The sequence below is a fragment of the Dactylosporangium sp. NPDC049525 genome (genome assembly GCF_040676755.1).
Lineage (GTDB): Bacteria > Actinomycetota > Actinomycetes > Mycobacteriales > Micromonosporaceae > Dactylosporangium.
Window position 1 is genome coordinate 40,160 of record NZ_JBFAPO010000069.1, and the last position, 18,705, is coordinate 58,864.

Annotated in this window: 18 protein-coding genes and 1 pseudogene; 8 read left to right on the top strand and 11 right to left on the bottom strand. The window is 72.2% G+C overall.

The window, feature by feature from the left end; all coding sequences use genetic code 11:
• Nucleotides 1-13 precede the first annotated feature (13 nt).
• From AB0K00_RS50055 to AB0K00_RS50065, 3 genes are read right to left on the bottom strand one after another with little or no spacing between them, the layout of a single operon-like run.
• Nucleotides 14-883 (bottom strand): carbohydrate ABC transporter permease, encoded by an 870-nt coding sequence (locus AB0K00_RS50055; RefSeq protein ID WP_363537638.1) that lies wholly within the window; start codon nucleotides 881-883, stop codon nucleotides 14-16.
• Nucleotides 880-1,824, bottom strand: a complete 945-nt coding sequence (locus AB0K00_RS50060; RefSeq protein WP_363537640.1) for a sugar ABC transporter permease — start codon at nucleotides 1,822-1,824, stop codon at nucleotides 880-882. The genes AB0K00_RS50055 and AB0K00_RS50060 overlap by 4 nt, the downstream gene beginning before the upstream one ends.
• Nucleotides 1,824-3,167, bottom strand: coding sequence for a sugar ABC transporter substrate-binding protein (locus AB0K00_RS50065; RefSeq protein WP_363537642.1), 1,344 nt, complete (start codon nucleotides 3,165-3,167; stop codon nucleotides 1,824-1,826). The genes AB0K00_RS50060 and AB0K00_RS50065 overlap by 1 nt, the downstream gene beginning before the upstream one ends.
• Before the next feature lie 129 nt (nucleotides 3,168-3,296).
• On the opposite strand from AB0K00_RS50065, the gene AB0K00_RS50070 reads away from it, so the two are divergent.
• Complete coding sequence (locus AB0K00_RS50070) at nucleotides 3,297-4,094, top strand: IclR family transcriptional regulator (protein WP_363537644.1); 798 nt, start codon at nucleotides 3,297-3,299, stop codon at nucleotides 4,092-4,094.
• A gap of 58 nt (nucleotides 4,095-4,152) precedes the next feature.
• On the opposite strand, the gene AB0K00_RS50075 is transcribed toward AB0K00_RS50070, so the two are convergent.
• On the bottom strand, nucleotides 4,153-4,974 hold the full coding sequence (locus AB0K00_RS50075) for an NAD(P)-dependent oxidoreductase (RefSeq protein WP_363537646.1): 822 nt from the start codon (nucleotides 4,972-4,974) through the stop codon (nucleotides 4,153-4,155).
• A gap of 118 nt (nucleotides 4,975-5,092) precedes the next feature.
• On the opposite strand from AB0K00_RS50075, the gene AB0K00_RS50080 reads away from it, so the two are divergent.
• Together AB0K00_RS50080 and AB0K00_RS50085 are read left to right on the top strand one after the other, a co-directional pair.
• Nucleotides 5,093-7,420, top strand: coding sequence for a cellulose-binding domain-containing protein (locus AB0K00_RS50080; protein WP_363537647.1), 2,328 nt, complete (start codon nucleotides 5,093-5,095; stop codon nucleotides 7,418-7,420).
• A 10-nt stretch (nucleotides 7,421-7,430) separates the two neighbouring features.
• Nucleotides 7,431-8,885: a cellulose binding domain-containing protein gene (locus AB0K00_RS50085; RefSeq protein WP_363537649.1), complete on the top strand. Its 1,455-nt coding sequence runs from the start codon at nucleotides 7,431-7,433 to the stop codon at nucleotides 8,883-8,885.
• Between the two features lie 5 nt (nucleotides 8,886-8,890).
• Here the strand turns inward: AB0K00_RS50085 and AB0K00_RS50090 are convergent, their stop codons facing one another.
• Entirely contained in the window at nucleotides 8,891-9,124 is a 234-nt protein-coding gene (locus AB0K00_RS50090; protein ID WP_363537651.1) for a tautomerase family protein, read from the bottom strand.
• Between the two features lie 73 nt (nucleotides 9,125-9,197).
• On the opposite strand from AB0K00_RS50090, the gene AB0K00_RS50095 reads away from it, so the two are divergent.
• Both AB0K00_RS50095 and AB0K00_RS50100 read left to right on the top strand, forming a co-directional pair.
• The gene (locus AB0K00_RS50095) at nucleotides 9,198-9,959 is read left to right on the top strand and encodes an SDR family oxidoreductase (RefSeq protein WP_363537653.1); all 762 of its coding nucleotides are present in this window, start codon (nucleotides 9,198-9,200) and stop codon (nucleotides 9,957-9,959) included.
• Entirely contained in the window at nucleotides 9,956-10,741 is a 786-nt protein-coding gene (locus AB0K00_RS50100) for a TIM barrel protein (RefSeq protein WP_363537655.1), read from the top strand. Before AB0K00_RS50095 ends, AB0K00_RS50100 begins: the two co-directional genes overlap by 4 nt.
• Here the strand turns inward: AB0K00_RS50100 and AB0K00_RS50105 are convergent.
• Nucleotides 10,686-11,621 carry a helix-turn-helix domain-containing protein gene (locus tag AB0K00_RS50105; protein ID WP_363537657.1) on the bottom strand — a complete coding sequence of 312 codons (936 nt, stop codon included), beginning with the start codon at nucleotides 11,619-11,621 and terminating at the stop codon, nucleotides 10,686-10,688. The genes AB0K00_RS50100 and AB0K00_RS50105 overlap by 56 nt on opposite strands.
• Before the next feature lie 71 nt (nucleotides 11,622-11,692).
• Between AB0K00_RS50105 and AB0K00_RS50110 the strand changes: the two genes are divergently transcribed.
• The gene (locus AB0K00_RS50110) at nucleotides 11,693-12,628 is read left to right on the top strand and encodes a saccharopine dehydrogenase (RefSeq protein ID WP_363537659.1); all 936 of its coding nucleotides are present in this window, start codon (nucleotides 11,693-11,695) and stop codon (nucleotides 12,626-12,628) included.
• Between the two features lie 9 nt (nucleotides 12,629-12,637).
• Here AB0K00_RS50110 and AB0K00_RS50115 read toward each other — a convergent pair whose 3' ends face one another.
• Together AB0K00_RS50115 and AB0K00_RS50120 are read right to left on the bottom strand one after the other, a co-directional pair.
• Complete coding sequence (locus AB0K00_RS50115) at nucleotides 12,638-13,003, bottom strand: hypothetical protein (RefSeq protein WP_363537661.1); 366 nt, start codon at nucleotides 13,001-13,003, stop codon at nucleotides 12,638-12,640.
• A gap of 56 nt (nucleotides 13,004-13,059) precedes the next feature.
• Nucleotides 13,060-13,521 carry a peroxiredoxin gene (locus tag AB0K00_RS50120; protein ID WP_363537663.1) on the bottom strand — a complete coding sequence of 154 codons (462 nt, stop codon included), beginning with the start codon at nucleotides 13,519-13,521 and terminating at the stop codon, nucleotides 13,060-13,062.
• A 205-nt stretch (nucleotides 13,522-13,726) separates the two neighbouring features.
• Here AB0K00_RS50120 and AB0K00_RS50125 point away from each other — a divergent pair, with 205 nt between their 5' ends.
• Nucleotides 13,727-14,986, top strand: coding sequence for a hypothetical protein (locus AB0K00_RS50125; protein ID WP_363537665.1), 1,260 nt, complete (start codon nucleotides 13,727-13,729; stop codon nucleotides 14,984-14,986).
• Nucleotides 14,987-15,038: 52 nt separating this feature from the next.
• The gene (locus tag AB0K00_RS50130) at nucleotides 15,039-15,608 is read left to right on the top strand and encodes a hypothetical protein (protein WP_363537667.1); all 570 of its coding nucleotides are present in this window, start codon (nucleotides 15,039-15,041) and stop codon (nucleotides 15,606-15,608) included.
• A gap of 14 nt (nucleotides 15,609-15,622) precedes the next feature.
• Here the strand turns inward: AB0K00_RS50130 and AB0K00_RS50135 are convergent, their stop codons facing one another.
• From AB0K00_RS50135 to AB0K00_RS50145, 3 genes and pseudogenes are all read right to left on the bottom strand, one after another.
• Complete coding sequence (locus AB0K00_RS50135; protein WP_363537669.1) at nucleotides 15,623-17,560, bottom strand: AarF/UbiB family protein; 1,938 nt, start codon at nucleotides 17,558-17,560, stop codon at nucleotides 15,623-15,625.
• A 22-nt stretch (nucleotides 17,561-17,582) separates the two neighbouring features.
• Nucleotides 17,583-18,437, bottom strand: coding sequence for a sugar phosphate isomerase/epimerase family protein (locus AB0K00_RS50140; RefSeq protein ID WP_363537671.1), 855 nt, complete (start codon nucleotides 18,435-18,437; stop codon nucleotides 17,583-17,585).
• A 7-nt stretch (nucleotides 18,438-18,444) separates the two neighbouring features.
• A pseudogene (locus AB0K00_RS50145) lies at nucleotides 18,445-18,705 on the bottom strand (ABC transporter substrate-binding protein); the annotation flags it as partial.

Sequence of the window (18,705 nt, forward strand, 5' to 3'; positions counted from 1 at the left end):
AGTCCTTTCATCTTCATCCTTTAACGGCGCCGGACGTGAGTCCGCGCATGAACTGGCGCTGGAAGGCCAGGAACGCGAGCACCGACGGCAGCAGGGCCAGCAGCGACGCGGCGAGCAGCACGCCGACGCCGACCTGCTCGTCGCTGCGCAGGCTGCGCAGCGCCAGGGGGAGCGTGAACTGGGCGGCGTCCTGCGCGACGAGCAGCGGCAGCATGTACTGGTCCCAGATCATCGTGAAGCCGAAGATGCCGATGACGCCGAGCGCCGGCCGACACAGCGGCAGCACCACGGACCAGAAGATCCGCAGGTCGCCGGCGCCGTCGAGGCGGGCCGCCTCCTCCAGCTCCAGCGGGATCTCGCGCATGAACTCCGCCATGACGAGGATCGAGAATGCCCACGCCCCGACGGGGACGATCATGCCGACGAGGGAGCCGACGAGGTTGACGTGCACGACGGGGACGTCGGCCAGCACCAGCGACAGCGGGATCGCAAGGATCTCCTCGGGCAGCATCATCGTGGACAGGATCAGCAGGAAGACGAGCCGGGCGCCGGGGAACTGCTTGCGGGCCAGGGCGTAGGCGGCCGACACGCTCACCAGCACCTGCAGCAGCAAGCCACCGCCGACGACGATGAACGAGTTGAGCAGGTAGGTGAGCACGTCGCGGCGGATCGCGGCGCGGAAGTTGTCCAGGGTCAGCCGGTGCGGCAGCAGGGTGAGGCTGGTCGGGTCGTGCACGGGACTGAACGCGCTGACGAGCAGGGCGAGCAGCGGCCCGGCGAAGACGAGCACCAGCGCGGTGTACACCACGAACCGCAGCGCACGTGCGGCGGTCCCGGTCATCTCGGAGAAGCCGAGGGCCGTGTCGTGCCGGGCGCGGCTCATCGCGCCGCCCTGCGGGCCCGGGCGCTCTGCACGGCGATGGTGAGGACCACTGTGGACAGCAGCAGCACCACGGAGCCGGCGGCGGCGACGCCGAGCTCGTTGCGTTCCAGGCCGAGCTTGTAGATGAGGGTCATGAGCACCTCGGTGGAGCCGTTGGGGCCGCCGTTGGTCAGCAGGAAGATCTCGGTGAAGACCCGCATCCCGCGGATGGCGGCGAGGGTGAACAGGATCGCGAAGACCGCCCGCAGCGACGGCAGCGTCACGTGCCACAGCCGGCGCCAGGCGCTCGCACCGTCCACTGCGGACGCCTCGTACAGGGCCCGGTCGACGCCCGCGAGCCCGGCGATGAAGATCATCATGTCGTAGGGCGCGCCCCGCCAGATGCCGACGGCCATGACGGACCACAGCGACGTGTCCTGCGAGTTGAGGAACTGCGACGGTCCCACGCCGACCCAGCCCAGGACGCTGTTGATGGCGCCGTCGGGGGCCGGGTAGTACAGGATCCGCCACACCTCGGCGACGACCGCCATGGCGGCGACGGTCGGCAGGAACACCGCGGTGCGCACGAACCAGAGGCTGCGCGCCTGCCCCTCGACCAGCAGGGCGAGGATCAGGCCGAGGATGATCGAGCCCGCGGTCTGGCCGATGGCGAGCACGACGGTGTGCCCGATCGCGGCCAGGAACGCATCGTTGGTGACGACCTCGCGGTAGTTGTCGGCGCCGACCCAGCGGTCGCCGAGGTAGGGCCGGACCTCGTGGAAGCTCATGCCGATCGCCCGGGCCATCGGCACGAACTTGAACAGCGTGAACAGGATCAGCGCGGGCGCGAGGAACGCCCAGGCGACGAGGCTCCCGCGCAGCCGGTGCCGGCGCCGCCTGCTGGACGGCGCGGGGGTGGACGCGCTGTGCGCGCCCACCCTCGGAGGAGCGACGAGCGTCATCAGCCCGCCACGCCCTGCTTGGTGAGTTCCTGCTGGAAGTTCGCGGCGAGCTTGGTCAGCTCCTGCTTCGTGTCGGACCCGCAGTTGGCGACGACGGCGTTGATGGTCTCCGCGGACGCCTGGCGGAACGGGTTCCAGTCGGGCACGACCGGGGTGTACCGGCCGGTCTCCTTGTAGACCTTGTCGAACACGTCCCAGCGGGTGTCCTTGCGGACCGAGGAGAGCGACACCTGCGAGTTGACGGGGAGCCGGACGATGTTGCCGTCGGTGTCGCCGGCCATGCCGATGGTCTGGCCCTCCACCGAGATGGCGAACTCGGCGAAGCGCTCCTGCCCGGCCTGGTTCTTCGAGCCGGCCATCAGGTAGATGTTCTCGCCCTCGGCCAGGGACGCGGTGCCGCCGCCGGGGCCGGGCGGGGCGGGCACGACCTCGTACTTGGCGGCGCCGAGGTTCTTGTCGAAGCGGCCCATGTTGTAGGGCCCGGTGTAGTAGATGCCGGCCTTGCCCGTCTCGAACACGGGATGCGCCTGCGTGGTCTCCATCGTCACCGCGCCCGGTGCCACGGTCTTCGCCGTGCAGAACTGGGCCTTGAACCAGTCGACCGCCGCCACGGACTTCTCATCGGCGATGGCCGGCTTGAACTTGCCGCCCTGCTCGGTGAAGTAGTCGCCGCCGCCGGCCCACAGGAAACTGGTGAAGTACCACGACATGTAGCCGCGTTTGGTCGAGCCGGGCACGGTGTAGCCGTAGGTGTCGGCCTTGCCGTTGCCGTCGGGGTCCTTGGTGGTGAACGCGACGGCGAGCGCGTCGAGCTCGGCCCAGGTCTTCGGCACCGGCAGGCCGACCTTCTCCCGCCAGTCCTTGCGGATGAACAGGGCGAAGGACTGCGCGCTGTTCGGCACGCCGTAGAACTTGCCGTCGGCGCCCTTCGCGGCGTCCCAGGACGCGGGGGTGAGCTTGTCCTGGCCGTCGATGGCGGGGCGGTCGACCTCGCGCACGATGCCCTGCTTGACGAGCGTGCCGAGCTGGGCGCTGTCGTTGATGACCACGTCGGGCAGCTGCTTCTGCGCGGCGGCCTGCTGCAGCTTGGTCTCGAAGTCGTCGAAGAGGGCGGTGACGTGCGTCGGGACACCGGAGCGCTCGGTGAACTTGGCGGCGAGTTCCTTGGCGGTCTTCTCGGTGTTGGACCCTGGCGGTTTGCGGATCCAGATCTCAAGCTGGGAGCCCGGATCCTGCTTGGCGGCGGGGGTCGCGTCGGCGCCGCAGGCGGCGACCGAACCCATGAGCAGGCCGGTGAGCGCGAGTGTGGCAACACGTCTGACCGTGGGGTTCCGTCCAGACACTGCCTTGCCTCCTGTCTACATATGTGGACGCTGTCCGTTCATGTGAAGGCGTGCAGGGACAAGTTAACGTCCTGTATCATGACCGTCAACACGTCAGGCTCGTCGGGTTGAGGGAAACGGGTGGTCGTCATGGCTGGCAAGCGGCGCGAGGACCACAGCTCGGCCGAGACGGCCACGGTCAAGTCGGCCGAGCGCACCGTGCGCATCCTGGAGGTGCTCGCCGCCTCGCCGACCCGGCTCACCCTGGCCGAGCTGCAGGAGAAGATGGGCTACCCGCGCTCCAGCCTGCACGCGCTGATCCGCACGCTGCGGGAGATGAAGTGGGTGGAGGCCGACGCGACCGGCTCCGCGTTCGGGGTCGGCCCGCACGCGCTGCTGTCCGGCACCGCCTATCTCGACCGCGACCCGGCCCTGCGGTTCGCCTACGAGACCCTCGAGGACCTGCGCGCCGAACTCGGCTACACGATGCACTACGCGCGCCGCAACGACGCCCACGTGCTGTATCTCGCCAGCCGCGAGTCCCGCGGCGGCGCCAGCGTCGTGCCGCGCGTCGGGCGCCGCCTGCCGGCCCACGTGACCGCGCTGGGTCAGTGCCTGCTGTCCTGCCTGACCCGCGACGAGGTCGACGAGGTCCTGCCGGCGCGGCTGGACGCGCTAACCCCGCACACCATCACCGACCGGGAGCAGCTGTTCGCCGAGCTGGACCGGGCCCGCGCCCGGGGCTGGGCGGTCGAGCACGAGCAGGGCACCGACGGCGTGGCGTGCGTCGCCGTCCCGCTCGACTACCGGATCCCGGCGACCGACGCGATCAGCTGCTCGATGCCGGCCAAGCTGGCCGACGACGACGAGGTCGAGCGGGTCGCGAACGCCCTGCTGCGCCACACGGGCATCCTCGTCGCCACCCTGCGCCGCGAAGGCATCCGCTGATCAACCTTGGAGACTTTGTCCGCCGCTGACCGGACAAAGCCTCCAAGATCGACTGGGCTCAGCGCTGGTTCGACGGGCGGCCGAGCGGGATCTCGCACCAGGCGCCGCCGGCGCGGCGCAAGGTCGGGTCATGGTCCGCGGCCGGCTCGCCGTGCCGGGCGACGAGGTCGGCCAGGAACCGCTCCGCGTCGTCCTGCGGGTCGTAGCCGAGCGCCTCACCCTCGGCCAGGGACGCCCACCGGCGGGTGTTGCGGCTGATCCCCCACAGCAGCCGGAACCCCGGCGCCGGCGCGCTCAGGCACGCCTCGATCAGCCGGGCGCCGTCGTCCGGTGACAGCCACATGACCAGGCCACGCAGCGACGGCGGCACCGCGGTCCACATGCCGATCCGCGGGCACAGCACGTCCATGCCGAACCGGTCCGCGTAGAGCTGCCCGGCAGTCTCGCCGGCGACCTTGCTCCAGCCATACAGCGTGTCGGGGCGACCCGGCAGGTCGGCGGGCACGTCGGTGCGACCGGCGACGTCGGCGAAGCCCACGGCGTGACTGGAGGAGGCGAGCACGACCCGGCGGACGCCCGCCAGCCTGGCCGCCTCCAGGACGTTGAGCGTGCCGGCGACGTTGACCCGCAGCACGTTGTCCTGGGTGTCCTCCTTGGCCAGCCCGCCGAGGTGGACCACGGCGTCGACGTCCTTGCAGGCCACGGTCAGCGCGTCGAGGTCCTCGACGCCGGCAACGACGGAGTCCTCATCCCCTGCGCCGTCGACCGGGTCCGGCGGGCGCAGGTCGAGCAGCCGCAGGGTCCGGCCGGGCCGGGCCAGCCGGGGCCGCAGCAGCGCCGCCACCTTGCCCGATCCACCGGTGATGAGTATGCGCCGCACCCGCGTCGCCTCCGTCTACATATGTGGACAGCTACCTAAATGACAGACATCTATTGACCTGCTGGACTGAGTTCAGTTTACTAGCGCATTGCCAAGCTGTTAAGCCCGGGAGGTAGCAATGTTCCGAAGATCCGTGGTGCTGCCCGCAGCAGCCGTGATGCTCGCGTCGGCCGGCATCGTGTACCTCGCCCAAACCTCAAATGCGCAGGTGAACGCCGGACTCGACCTGTCGGCGGGCAACCGGCGGCCGGCCGTCGCCGGGCTCTACGACTGGAGCCGGGCCGGCTACCGTGGCGGCGCCGACCTGCCCGGCGCCGGCCAGCTCAACCCCGACCCGAACTGCCAGATCACCCCCGCCGAGCTCGACACCCAGTACGGCGTGCGGGCCGGCGACAACGCCGACGACACCGGCGGCGTCCAGGCCGCCATCGACGCGATCAAGGCGGCGTGCAGCCCGTCCGCGTCGTACACGAAGCTGAGCCTGCTGTCGCTGCCGGCCGGCACGCTCAACGTCTCCCGCGAGATCCACGTCGACGCCGACTACCTCGTGCTGCGCGGCACCGGCTCCGGCACCGGCGGCACCCAGTTCGTGTACCGCCCGGACGCGAACACCGTCTACGACGCCCTGACCGAGGACGGCTCGGACTGGGACGAGGACGGGATGACCTCCGGGCAGGGCAAGGGTGGCTGGCTGTGGCCCGGCCGCGGCCTGTTCCGGGTGCAGTCCCGCGGCGTGCACTCCGCCTATGCCGCCGACTACGCCGCCGCACCCGCCAACCGCAAGGACATCTTCGAGGGCACCGTCAACGTCCATTGGAAAGTGGGCGTCGCGCTGCGCGCCAAGCCGGGTGACGCGGGTTTCGCCGCCCGTACCGGGGACACCACCGTCTATCTGGCCAGCTCCGGCTCCCTGTCCAACCTCGTGGTCGGCGGACTCGTCAACGTCCGGGCCGCGAACACCGTCAAGTTCTACGCCCAGCAGAACATCGCCCCGGGCGACGGGACGCTGCTGGACCAGCACATGCGCCAGCAGATCTTCACCGTGACCGCGGTCGACACCGCCAACCGGACGGTGACGCTCAACAAGCCCCTGGAGTTCGACGTGCCGGTCGACTCCACATCGGACGGTTCGCCGCCGATCGGGTCGGCCGCCTACGCCTCGAAGGTCTCCCCGATCGTCGACCCGGTGGTCGGTGTCGGCTTCGAGAACCTCGCCTTCACGCAGGACATCCCCGGCCTGGACCGCGCCGCGGCCGTGCACAACTACGGCAACATGGCGCCGGCGCAGGAGATGCACGGCATCGTGTTCAAGTGGGCGGCGGACTCCTGGGTCAGCGGCGTGCGCGCGGAGATGACCGGCTCCCACCCGATCGTCACCGAAGAGGCCTACCACCTGCAGATCGTCGGCAACTCCCTGGACGGCGCCTGGAACAAGGGCAAGGGCGGCAACGGGTACTTCCGCGGCTCCCGCGTCTGGGACTCCCTCTACGCCGGCAACACGTCACGCAACCTGCGCCACTTCACGTTCCAGTGGTCCGCGTCCGGCAACGTGGTCATCGGCAACGACTTCGACTCCGACCTCAACCTTCACGGCGGCTGGGAGCGCAACAACCTCTTCGAGAACAACACCGTGACCGTGCCGTTCGAGCACCGCTCCGCCAACTGCACCACCAACTGCGGCGAGGAGGGCGGCGGCGGGGTCGACGCCTCGACGTGGTTCCCGATCTGGTGGGCGGCCGGGAAGAAGGCGGTCAAGTGGTCCGGCTCCTCCGGGCCCCGCAACGTCTTCTTCCACAACACGATGCGCAAGCAGGTCACCGCCGGCGCCGCGCTCACACCGTTCTACGCCGACGCGCAGCGGGTGTACCAGTTCGGCTGGAACGGCAGCGGCTGGCAGCACCTCGACGCGGGCGGGGTACCGATCGCCGACTGGGCCGGCAACGAGCAGCGGGACTACACCGGCGGGCACGGCGTCGACGCGTCGCGCACGGATGCGGCCGCCTCGCTGTTCCTGCGCTCGCTGACCACGACACCGACGTCACCCTCAGCATCCCCGTCGGTGTCCCCGTCGAAGTCCCCGTCGACATCTCCCTCGACGTCCCCATCGGCGTCCGCGTCCGCCTCTTCCAGCCCGCCTGCCGGCGGGTGTCTCACGGTCACGTTCGCGCGGACGTCGACCTGGTCGAACGGCTACGGCGCCGAGTACACCCTCACCAACCGCTGCACGACCGCCACCACCGGCTGGAAGGTCGAGTTCGACCTGCCGTCCGGCACGACCGTGTCCAACTCGTGGAGCTCCGTGCGCACCAGCAGCGGCCAGCACCACACGTTCACCAACGCCACCTACAACGGCGCGATCAAGCCGGGCAAGTCCACCACGTTCGGCTTCAACGCCGCCGGTACCGGGCTGCCCACCAACTGCCGCGTCAACGGCTCGACCTGCTGAAGGAGGCACCATGCGAAGACTCGTCATCGGCGCGGCCGCCCTGACCGCCGCCACGGTCGTGGCTCTCGGCCTCACCGCCGTCGCCCACGCCGCCGCACCGCAGCTGACCGCCGCGTTCAGCCAGACGTCCACGTGGAGTTCCGGGTACGGCGCCCAGTACGCCATCCGCAACACCGGCGACGCCGCGTCCACGACGTGGACCGTCGAGTTCGACCTGCCGGCCGGCTCGACCGTGAGCAGTTCGTGGAGCTCGGTGCGCACCAGCAGCGGGCAGCATCACAGGTTCACCAACGCCGGGTACAACGGCGACATCGCACCGGGCGCCACGGAGACGTTCGGGTTCAACGTGTCCGGCCTCGGCGTCCCGGCCAACTGCACCATCGACGGCCGGCCGTGCGCGGGCGGCACCCCGCCGACGTCATCGCCTTCACCCTCGCGGACACCGTCGACCTCACCGTCGACATCGCCGTCGCCCAGCACGCCGCCCGCCGGGCCGATCGTCGACGTCGCCACCGCGGCGCAGCTGCAGCAGGCCCTGGCCGGCGCCCGGCCCGGGCAGACGATCCGGCTGGCCGCGGGGACCTACCGCGGGTCGTTCGTCGCCACCGCCGACGGCACCGCGTCGCAGCGCATCACGCTCACCGGCCCGGCCGGCGCCGTCCTCATCAACGACGGACCGTCCGGGACCGCGCCGAGCTGCCCGGCACCGACGGCGGGCTGGGACTCCGGCTACGGCCTGTGGCTGGCGGACGCGCCCTACTGGAACCTCGTCGGGTTCACCGTCGCGGAGTCCAAGAAGGGCATCGTGGCCGACAACTCCCACCACACCACGATCGACGGCGTGTCCGTGCACGACGTCGAGGAGGAGGCGGTGCATTTCCGCCGGTCGTCGGCCGACAGCGTCATCCAGAACTCGCGCATCGAGCGCACCGGTCTCGTCCAACCCGGATACGGCGAGGGGATCTACATCGGCTCGGCGAACTCCAACTGGAGCTGCCACGGCAACAGCGGCGGCGTCGACCGGTCCGACCGGGTCCAGGTGCTCAACAACCGGATCGGCCCGAACATCGCGGCCGAGGCGATCGACATCAAGGAGGGCACCTTCAACGGGGTGATCCGCGGCAACACGTTCGACGGGCAGGGCATCTCCGGGCAGAACTCCGCCGACTCGTGGATCGACGCCAAGGGCATCGGCTACGTCATCGAGAACAACACCGGCACGTTCCGCGCCCCGGGCACCTTCGCCAACGGGTACGAGACACACAATCCGAGCACCACGCCGTCGTTCGCCAACGGCTGCGGCAACGTCTGGCGCGGCAACCGCTCCGACCTCGGCGGCGCCGGTGACTACGCGATCAACGTGACGTCGACCTCGAAGTGCACCGGCAACCCGAACATCGTCTACGCGTCCAACACGGTGAGCAATGCCGTCAAGGGCCTGACCAACATCGCCGTGACCCCGTAGCACAGTCAGGAGGTGCTGGCCTGGCCGTGCCGGGCCAGCACCTCCGCGCGGGAGGCGTCGTCGGCGGCGAGCACCCCGCCGTTGGCGACGTCGTGGCCGTCGATCTCGGTGAAGACGATCCGGACGTCCTGGCGGCGGGCGCCCAGGTGCGTCACCGCGTCGTCGGTGAGCGCCTCCACGAACTGCCGGCGCTGCTGCAGGCTGCGGCCGCGGAGCAGCTCGACGGTGATGTTCGGCATGACGGGTCTCCTTCATCTCAGATGATGTCCACATACTTGAACGTGTTCACGAGAAAGTCTAGGGTCCACAACCATGTCAGTCGAGGCGCTCTTCTCCCTCTCCGGGTCCACCGCGCTGGTCACCGGCGCCAGCCGGGGCATCGGCCGGGCCGTCGCGTGCGGGCTCGCCGCCGCCGGGGCCGACCTGATCCTGGCCGGCCGCGCGGCCTCGCACGAGGACACCGCCGCCGCCATCACCGCCCTCGGCCGCCGCTGCACCGTCATCGACATCGACCTCGCCGACCCGGCGAGGGTCAGGTCCGTCGCGGCCCGCGTCGCCCGCGACGAGACCGTCGACGTCGTCATCAACAACGCCGGGATCATCACCCGCGACGACGTGCTGGACGTCGACGCCGGCGACTGGGCCCGCGTCCTGGACGTGAACCTCACCAGCCTGTTCTTCCTCAGCCAGCAGCTCGCCGCCCCGATGGCCGCCCGCGGTCGTGGCAAAATCGTCAACGTGGCGAGCCTGCTGTCGTTCCAGGGCGGCGTCCGCGTCACGCCGTACACGGTCACGAAGCACGCCGTCGCCGGCCTCACCCGCGCCATGGCCAACGAGCTCGCCCCGCGCGGCGTCCAGGTCAACGCGATCGCGCCCGGCTACATCGCCACCGACAACACCGAGGCGCTGCGCGCCGACCCGGACCGGCACCGCGCCATCACCGAAAGGATCCCGGCCGGGCGCTGGGGCTCCCCCGACGACCTCGTCGGCGCGGCCGTGTTCCTCGCCGGGCCCGCCTCCGACTACGTCAACGGCCACGTCCTGGTCGTCGACGGCGGATGGCTGGCCCGGTGACCGCGCCCCGGGCCGGCCTGTGCTCGGTGACACTGCGCCGGCACCCGGTCGCGGACGTCGTCGCCGTCGCCGCCGGGGCGGGTCTCGCCGCGATCGAGTGGGCCGGCGACCACCACGTCCCACCGGGTGACCCGGCCACCGCCGCGGAGGTCGGCGCACGGACCCGGGACGCCGGGCTGGCCGTCGCCGCATACGGCAGCTACTTCCGCTGCACCGGCCCGGCCGGGGCAACGGTCGCGGCCGCCGCGGCCCTCGGCGCGCCCCGCATCCGCATCTGGGCCGGCACCACCGGCTCCGCGGACGCGGCACCGGACGAGCGCGCCGCCGTCGCCGCCGCGGCCCGCCGGATCTGCGACGAGGCGGGCGGGCACGGCATCACGGTCGCCTTCGAGTGCCACGGCAACACTCTCACCGACACCCCGGCGTCGGCCCTGGCGTTGCTTGCCGACGTCGACCGCCCCAACGCCGCCATGTACTGGCAGCCCCCGAACGACCTGCCCGACGCCGCCGCCCTCGGCACGCTCGAGACGCTGCTGCCGCACATCGTCGCCGTGCACGCCTTCTCGTGGTGGCCCGGCACGCACCGCCTCCGGCTGGACGAACGGCACCACCTCTGGCACGCGGCGGCGGCACTGCTGCCCGCCGGCATCGACGTGCTGCTCGAGTTCGTCCCCGGCGACGACCCGGCGCTCGTCGCGCCGGAAGCGGCCGCCCTGCGGCGGATCCTCACCCGCGGAACGTCCGGCGGTAGGTCTCCGGCGGCACGCCGAGCTGCTGGTTGAAGTGCCGGCGCAGCGTCGTCGCGGTGCCCATGCCGGTCCGCGCCGCGATCTGCTCGACGCTCAGGTCCGAGGTCTCCAGCAGCTCCTGCGCGAGCCCGACCCGCTGGGTCAGCAACCAGCGCAGCGGCGCCATCCCCGTCACCGCGTTGAAGTGCCGGGCGAGGTTGCGGGTGCTCATCCCGGCCTGGCGCGCGAGGTCCCTGGCGGTCAGCGGCCGTTCGATGCGGGCGAGGGCCCAGGGCAGCAGGGCGGCGAGGGCGTGCCCCGGCCCGGGCCCGACCGCGGCGGGGATGAACTGCGCCTGGCCGCCCGGCCGGTGTGGCGGCACGACCAGGGTGCGGGCGAGGGCGTTGGCGACCGCGGTGCCGTGGTCCCGCCGGATCAGATGCAGGCACAGGTCCATGCCGGCGGCCTTGCCCGCCGACGTCAGCACGTCACCGTCGTCGATGTAGAGCACGCCGGGGTCCACCTGCACCGACGGATGACGCTCCGCCAGCAGCGCCGTGTGCGCCCAGTGGGTGGTTGCCCGGCGGCCGTCGAGGAGCCCGGCCTCGGCCAGCACGAACGCGCCCGTGCACAGCGACGCGACCCGGGCGCCGGCGGCGTGGGCCGCGCGGACGGCGGCGACGAGGGCCGGCGGCTGCGGCGCTTCGTGGTCGCGGCACGACGGGACGATCACGGTGTCGGCGGTGGCGAGCGCGTCCAGGCCGTGCCGGATGCCGGCGGTGAGCCAGCCGCCGACGGCCGCGCCGTCCTCGCCGCAGACCCTGAAGTCATACCAGGGCTGCGCCAGGCCGCGGTCGACGCCGAAGACCTCGCACGCCGCGGCGAGCTCGAACAGCGGCGTGCCGTCCGTGACGGCCAAGGCGACGGCGTGCATGTCCGAAACTGTACGGGGTCCGTCGTTGCGGACACTGGTCGCGCCGCGGCGCGTACCCGAGGCTGGGTGCCATGAACCAGCGAGTCGCAGTCCTCGGCGCCGGCGGTCACACCGGCGGCTTCGTCGTCGCCGAGCTCCGCCGGCGGGGCATGACCCCGATCCCGTGCGGGCGCACCACCGACCTGGACGAGGCGTTGCGCGCCGCCGACGCCGTCATCAACTGCGCCGGGCCGTTCGCCGCCACCGCCGCACCGGCGATCGAGGCCGCGATCCGCGCCGGCATCCCGTATCTCGACGTCACCGCCGAGATCGAGGTCGTGGGCGACACCTTCGCCGCCTACGCCGGCGCCGCCGTCCCCATCGTGCCGGCCGCCGCGTTCTACGGCGGCCTCGGCGACCTGCTCGCCACCGCGGCGGTCGGCGACTGGCCGGCCGCCGACGAGATCACCATCGCCTACGCCCTCAGCAGCTGGCATCCCACCCGCGGCACCACCGCGACGGGTCGCGTCTCCGCGCAGCGCCGCGACGGCCGGCGGATCGCCTACACCGGCGGCCGGCTGCAGCACCTGGCCGGCGACGCGCCGCACACGTCGTGGACGTTCCCGGCGCCCGTCGGGCAACGCCCGGTCGTCGCCGAGTTCACCATGGCCGACAGCGCCACCATCCCCACCCACCTGGACGTGCCGGAGATCGCCACGTACATGACGCGCAACGCGGTGGCGGACCTGCGCGCCCCCGGCTCGTCGGGACCCGTCGCGGTGGACGCGCAGGGCCGCTCGGCGCAGACGTTCCTCGTCGAGGTGGTCGCGCGCTCCGGTGGGCTGGAGCGCCGCGCGGTGGCGAGCGGCCGCGACATCTATGCGATCACCGCACCGCTTGTGGTCGAGGCCGCGGCGCTGGTACTGGCCGGCGAAGGCGCCTTTGCGGGGGTCGCTTCGCTCGGCGCCCGGTTCGACGCGAAGGCGTTCCTGGGTGCGCTGAGCCCCCTCCACCTGGCCCTCGGCTAGCGGGCCGGCTCAGAACGGGTCGAGTCGCAGCCGGGCGAGTTCGGCGGCCATCATGAGGGCGCTCACCGCCACGTACTCGTTCGCCGGCTCCCCCGCGTCGCCCTCGGGGCCGCACAGCCATGCGTCGATCTGCTCGACGTCGACGCCGTCGACCGCGTGGACGAGGTCGTCGAGCTCGGGCGGTGCGGCGTCGTCGATCGCGTCCACCCGGAACACGTCGTCGGCGATGCCCCACCGCCGGGCCGGCCCGAGGAGGGGGCGCAGCGGCGCGGGGACGCGCCCGGGGTCGAGGTCGACGACCCAGACGCCGCACCAGGCGCACGCCGGCTCATCGGCCGGCGAGTCCCGGCGGCACCGCCAGCAAGTCAGCGTCACGCCGGTGATCCTGGCGTGACCGTCCGCGATCCGCAACCGCTGAAGCGCCCGTCCTGTCAGGCGGTCTGCCGCTTGCGGAGCGCCTCGACGGCCTTGTCGGCGTGGGCGTCCATCCGGATCTCGCTCCGGATCACGGCGAGGATCCGCCGGTCGGTGTCGATGACGAAGGTGACCCGGGACGTCGGGGTGAGCCCGAGCATGCCTCGCTTGACCCCGAACTGCGCCCGCACCACACCGTCCGGGTCCGACAGCAGCGGGTAGCCGAGCCGGTGCCGGGTGGCGAACTCGGCTTGCTTGTCCACGGTGTCGCCGCTGATGCCGACCGGCTGCCCGCCGACGGCCTTGAGCTCGGTGGTGACGTCGCGGAAGTGGCAGGCCTCGGCCGTGCAGCCGGCGCTCAGCGCCGCGGGGTAGAAGAACAGGACCACCGGCCCGTCCGCGAGCAGCCCCGTCAGCGACCGGGTCACGCCCTGGTCGTCCGCCAGCTCGAAGTCCTCGACGATGTCGCCGACGTCCATGTCAACCGCCCTTTCGTCCGCCGCCCGCCAAGATCCGCGGCGGGATCGTCCACATCCTGTTCGCTCACTGGTCCGTGCGCAACTCGACCCCTGTCAGCCGCTCTGCATGGCCGCTCTGAACGGGTACACCTGATGCCTCCCGGAAAAACGCCAGACCCGCGGCACCACGCGTCCGGGCGAGGGTTGCGCGCCTACATTCCCTGGCATGATCGAATCCCGGCTGCCGCACCGCGGTGCGCTGGCGGCGCTGTCGCTGACCGCCGTCACGGCCCTCACCGTGCTCGTCGCGCTGCTGCTGTCGCTGTACGCTCCCGCCACCGCGCACGTCGCCGCCGGGCTCACGCTCACCGGGCCGGCCATCGGGCCGGACGAGAACCCCCTCGACGCGATCCGAGACGTCCTGGCCCGGCAGTCGGACGCGTTGCTGCGCGGCGACCGCGACGGCTACCTGCGGGCGATCCCGGTGGAGCGGCAGGAGTTGCGCGAGCAGGCCGGCCGGCGATTCGACTCGCTGACCGCGCTGCACGTCAAGCGGTGGACCCTGACGGCGACCAGCATGCCCGAGCGGCGCGCCGACGGGTGGCGGCAGCCGGTCGGCGTCGCCTACTGCTTCGGCGCGGACGACTGCACGACCGTGGACCTGCGCGTCGACACCACCTGGTCGGTGGCGCGCGGGCGGCTCCAGCTCATCGCGTACGAGCAGACGACCCGCCCGTGGGACACCACGACGCTGACGGCGAAGGCGGGCGCCCGGGTCACCGTCGCCGGCCCGGCCGACGGCGAGCAGGTCTCCCCCGCGACCCTGGACCTCGTGCTGAACGCGGCCGAGGCGGCCACCCGCACTGACGACCGGTTCGCCACCTCGTTCGACGGTCCGCCGCAGCGGTACTTCGTGTACGTCGCCGGCGACGCGCAGTGGCAGCGCTGGTACGACGGCTCCACCAGGTCCTACTCCGCCGCATACGCGATGCCACTGCAGCCGGGCGCGACCGACGTCGTCCTCAATGTCCGCGACGTCAGGTCCGACGCCGGCGTGACGATGCTGCTGACCCACGAGTTCGCCCACGTGGTGACCCTCGGCGGCACGGTCCCGCCGGCCCAGGCGTTCTGGCTGACCGAGGGCATCGCCGAGTACATCGCCGACGGCGACGGCTCGGCGATGCGCCAGGACCTGCCGGCGGTGCGCGGCTACGTGGCGGCCGGACGGTGGGACGGCTCCGTGACCCCGGCCCGGCCGGGGAAGGACGCGTCGCTGGACGACGCCACGGCCCTGTACGGCATCGCCCTGCTCACCGTGCGCTACCTGGCCCAACGCTACGGGGAGCCGAAGCTGCTCGCGTACTTCACCGAGGTCGTGCGCCGGCGCCAGCCGCTGGATGCCGCGTCGCGGTCGGTGTTCGGCGCGGACTGGCAGAGCGTGTCGAAGGACGCGGCGGCATCGATCCGCGCCGCCGCGACCGCGTGAACCATTGCGGACGGTCGATAGCATCGCGGCGCCTCGGGGAAGGGAGCCAGTCTTGCGACCGATCGGACTCGCGCTGCTGCTCGTCATGGCCGCGCTCACCGGATGTTCGGGCGGCACCACCGCCGATCCCGCACCGGCGCCGCAAACGCAGACGCCGTCCCAGGCACCGTCGCAGGCGCAGACGGCCGCGGTGGCCCCACCGGTGGCCGGTTGCGAGTTCTACCAGGCCGCCGACGCGAAGGCGGTGCTCAACGCCGTGCTCAGGCCCGCGAAGCTGACCGACAACGAGCCGGGCAAGACCGACACGAAGTTCATCTCCTGCGTGTACTGGACCGCGGACGACCAGCGGTACGCCAACGTCGGCTACCGCAGGGCACTGACCACGGCGGGCGCCGCCGACAACCGGTCCCAGTTCAAGAACCAGCGCACACCTGACGCGGTCGCCATCCCGGGCCTCGGCAGCGACGCCTACTGGGACACCCCGAACGGGCAGATCCTCGTGCTGGTCGGCGACGCCCTACTCGTCATCTCCACCGGCGTCAGGGACGCCCCGCAGGCCGGCCGCAGCCGCCCCGACACCGAGAAGCTCGCCACGCTCGTCGTCTCCCACCTGCCGGGGTAGTCACCCCGGCTCGCTCACCGGTCGGTGCGGAAGATGACGACGAGGACCCGCAGCGCCAAGATCGCCGCGACCGCGAGCAGGTTGTAGCCGAACAGCGCGAACAGCGACAGGGTTGCCGTCACCATCGGGCCGCCGGCGGTGCCGAGCAGCAGCACCGCCATGATCCCCGCGACCCCGGCGAGCACCGTCAGCAGCACCTGATGGACCAGCGAGCTGACGTGCCGCCGGTCGCGTTCGTCGGCGAACAGCCGCACGTTGACCCCGAGCCGGCCGCGCTCCAGTGCCGAGGCGATCCGGTCGACCCGGCGGGGCAGCCGGCGCAGCACCGGCACCAGCGTGGTCAGCTCGGCGGTGAGGGCCTGGCGGACCGTTTCGGGGCGCCACAGTTCGGCGAAGTACCGGTTGGCGAACCCACGTGCCTCGGTCATCACGTCGAATCCCGGTGCCAGCTCGGCCAGCCCGCCCTCGATCGTGGTGAGCGCCCGGAACACCGCGGCGACCTCCGGCGGGACGGTCAGCTCGTAGTCGGCGATGAGCCGCAGCAGCGAGCGGAACAGCTGCGGGTCCGTGCCGCCGCCGGTGCCGAGGTACCGCGCCATGAACTGCCCGAGCGAGCGCTCCAGGCGCTCCTCGTCGACCTCGTCGGGCCGGGCCACGACGCCGAGGAGCGCGTCGGTGGCACCCGCCGGGTCGCCGCGGTCCAGGGCCAGCAGCAGCCGCTGCAGCGCCTCGCGGACGCCGCCGTCGAGCCGGCCGACGGAGCCGAAGTCGAGCAGCCCGAGCCGCCCGTCGGTGAGCAGCAGGACGTTGCCGGGGTGCGGGTCGGCGTGGAAGACCCCGGCGACCAGGATCTGCCGCAGCACGCAGAACAGCAGGGTCCTGGCGAGGTCGGCGGCGTCGAGGCCACGCGCGGCGACGACCGGTGCGGCGCCGCTGAGCGGCACGCCGTCCAGGCGGCTCATGACGAGGACCTTCTCGGTGCACAGGGCCGCGACCGGCACCGGGAACGTCACCGGGCCGTCGGGGTCCGCGGCGGCGACGGCCGTCAGGTTGCGCGCCTCGATGCGGAAGTCGAGCTCCTCGCGCACCGCCTGGGCGAAGCCGTCGGCGAGTCCGACGGCGCCGGCGGTGCGACCCCAGCGGGTGCGCGTCTCGAGCGTCGCCGCGAGCCGGCCGACGATGTCGAGGTCACGGTCCACAATGGAGCGAAGGCCGGGCCGCTGCACCTTCACCACCACCGAGGCCCCGGACAGCAGCGTGGCGGCGTGCACCTGCGCGACGGAGGCCGCGGCGAGGGGCTCCGGCTCGATCGAGGCGAACAGCTCGTCTGGCGGCACTCCGAACTCCGCCGCCAGAACCGCCTGCACCTCGGCCCAGGCGATGGGCGTGGCGCGGTCCCGCAGCGTGCTGAGCTCGTCGACGAACTCGCCGGGCACCAGGTCTCGGCGGGTGGACAGGACCTGGCCGAGCTTCACGAACGTCAGGCCGCCCTCTTCGAGCGCCTGCCGCAGGGACCGGGCGGCCGGTGCGGCGCTGCGGCGCCCGCGCAGGTACGGGCCGAGGCCGTGGCGCACGGCGATGGCGAGGATCTGCGCGTATCGCCGGGTGCGGCGGGAGCGGGCCCGCAGCCCGCGCAGCCACAGCAGCGGCGTGACCCGGCCGGTCGGCACGAGGGCCTCGGCGACGACCAGGAACACCATGGCGACGATGACCGACGCGACGACGGCCAGAATCAGCAGCCACAGCGGCGCCGTCGACGTCGTGTCGCGCGGCACGGACCCGGCCATGCCGCGCGAGATCGGGCCGGACACGAGCAGTCCGAGCACGCCGGCGAGCAGCAGCCGGACCCGGCCGAACCGCACGCCCAGCAGGCGGCGCGCGACGGCGGCCATGACGGCCACCAGCCCCAGCACCGTGACGACGATCGCGACCCAGACCGACAGGCTCCCCATGGGAGCGACCGTAGTCGATCAGCTATCCGGCGAGGACCCCACGCAGATACGCGAGGCCGTCCAGGGCCAGGCGGTCCTGGGACTCCGCGAGGGGGCGCCAGATCGACGCCGCGGTGGCGATCGTCGCGTTGTCGGCGGTGAACGACTCGATGCACAGCGCGCCCGCATAGCCGGCCTTGTCCAGCGCCGTGAGCAGCCGCGGCCAGTCCAGGTGGTCGCTGCCGGGTGCGCCGCGGTCGGTGCCGCTGACCTGGACGTGCTTGATGTGCGGGCCGGCCACCGCCACGGCCGCGTAAGGATCTTTCTCCTCGATGTTCATGTGGTACGTGTCGAGCATGATCCCCACGTTGGCGGGCAGGCCGGCGATGAGCTCGACGGTCTGCGCCATCGTGTTGACGACGCTGGTCTCGTACCGGTTGAGCGCCTCGACGCCGATGGCGACGCCACGCTCACCCGCGTAGTCGGCGACCGGGGCGAGGCCGGCCCGGAAGTCGGCGTAGCACGCCTGCCGCTCCGCCGGGGTCATCCGCCAGGTGCGGCCGACGGCAGCGTAGACGGGGCCCCCGACGCAGGCCGCGCCGACCGCCGCCGCCGCGTCGACGCAGGCCCTGAGGTAGGCCTGGGTCGACGCGACGGTCGGCGCGTCGGTGCACACCAGGTCGCGGCCGGGCGGGGTGACCGCGCAGACCCCGGCCGCGGCGATGCCGTGCTCGGCGAGGAGGTCGGCCGTGCGCACCGGGTCCCAGTCACCGACCTGCTCGACCGGCAGCTCGACCGCGTCGAAGCCCCACGCCGCCAGGCGCGGCACGATGACGGCCAGCGCGGCGTCGTCGACCGGCGAGGACCAGATCCAGGGATTGGCACCCAGTGCGTACACGAGAGACCTACTTCCAGCGCTGGGGGTAGCCGGGCAGGTCGGTGCAGCCGCACATGGCGTAGTGCAGCGGCGGCATGTTGGCGTCGACGTACTTGTCGAGGTTGTCCTGGGTGATGGTCGGCTGGGGCAGCTTCCACGGGCTGGAGACCTGCTCGCCGGCCAGGATCTTCAGAGCGGCGATGATCGGGGTGCGCCACTGGTAGGTCGGGTAGGTCGGCGCGATCGCGGTGAGCTTCTTGTCCTTCCACAGCTTCAGGAAGTCCAGCTG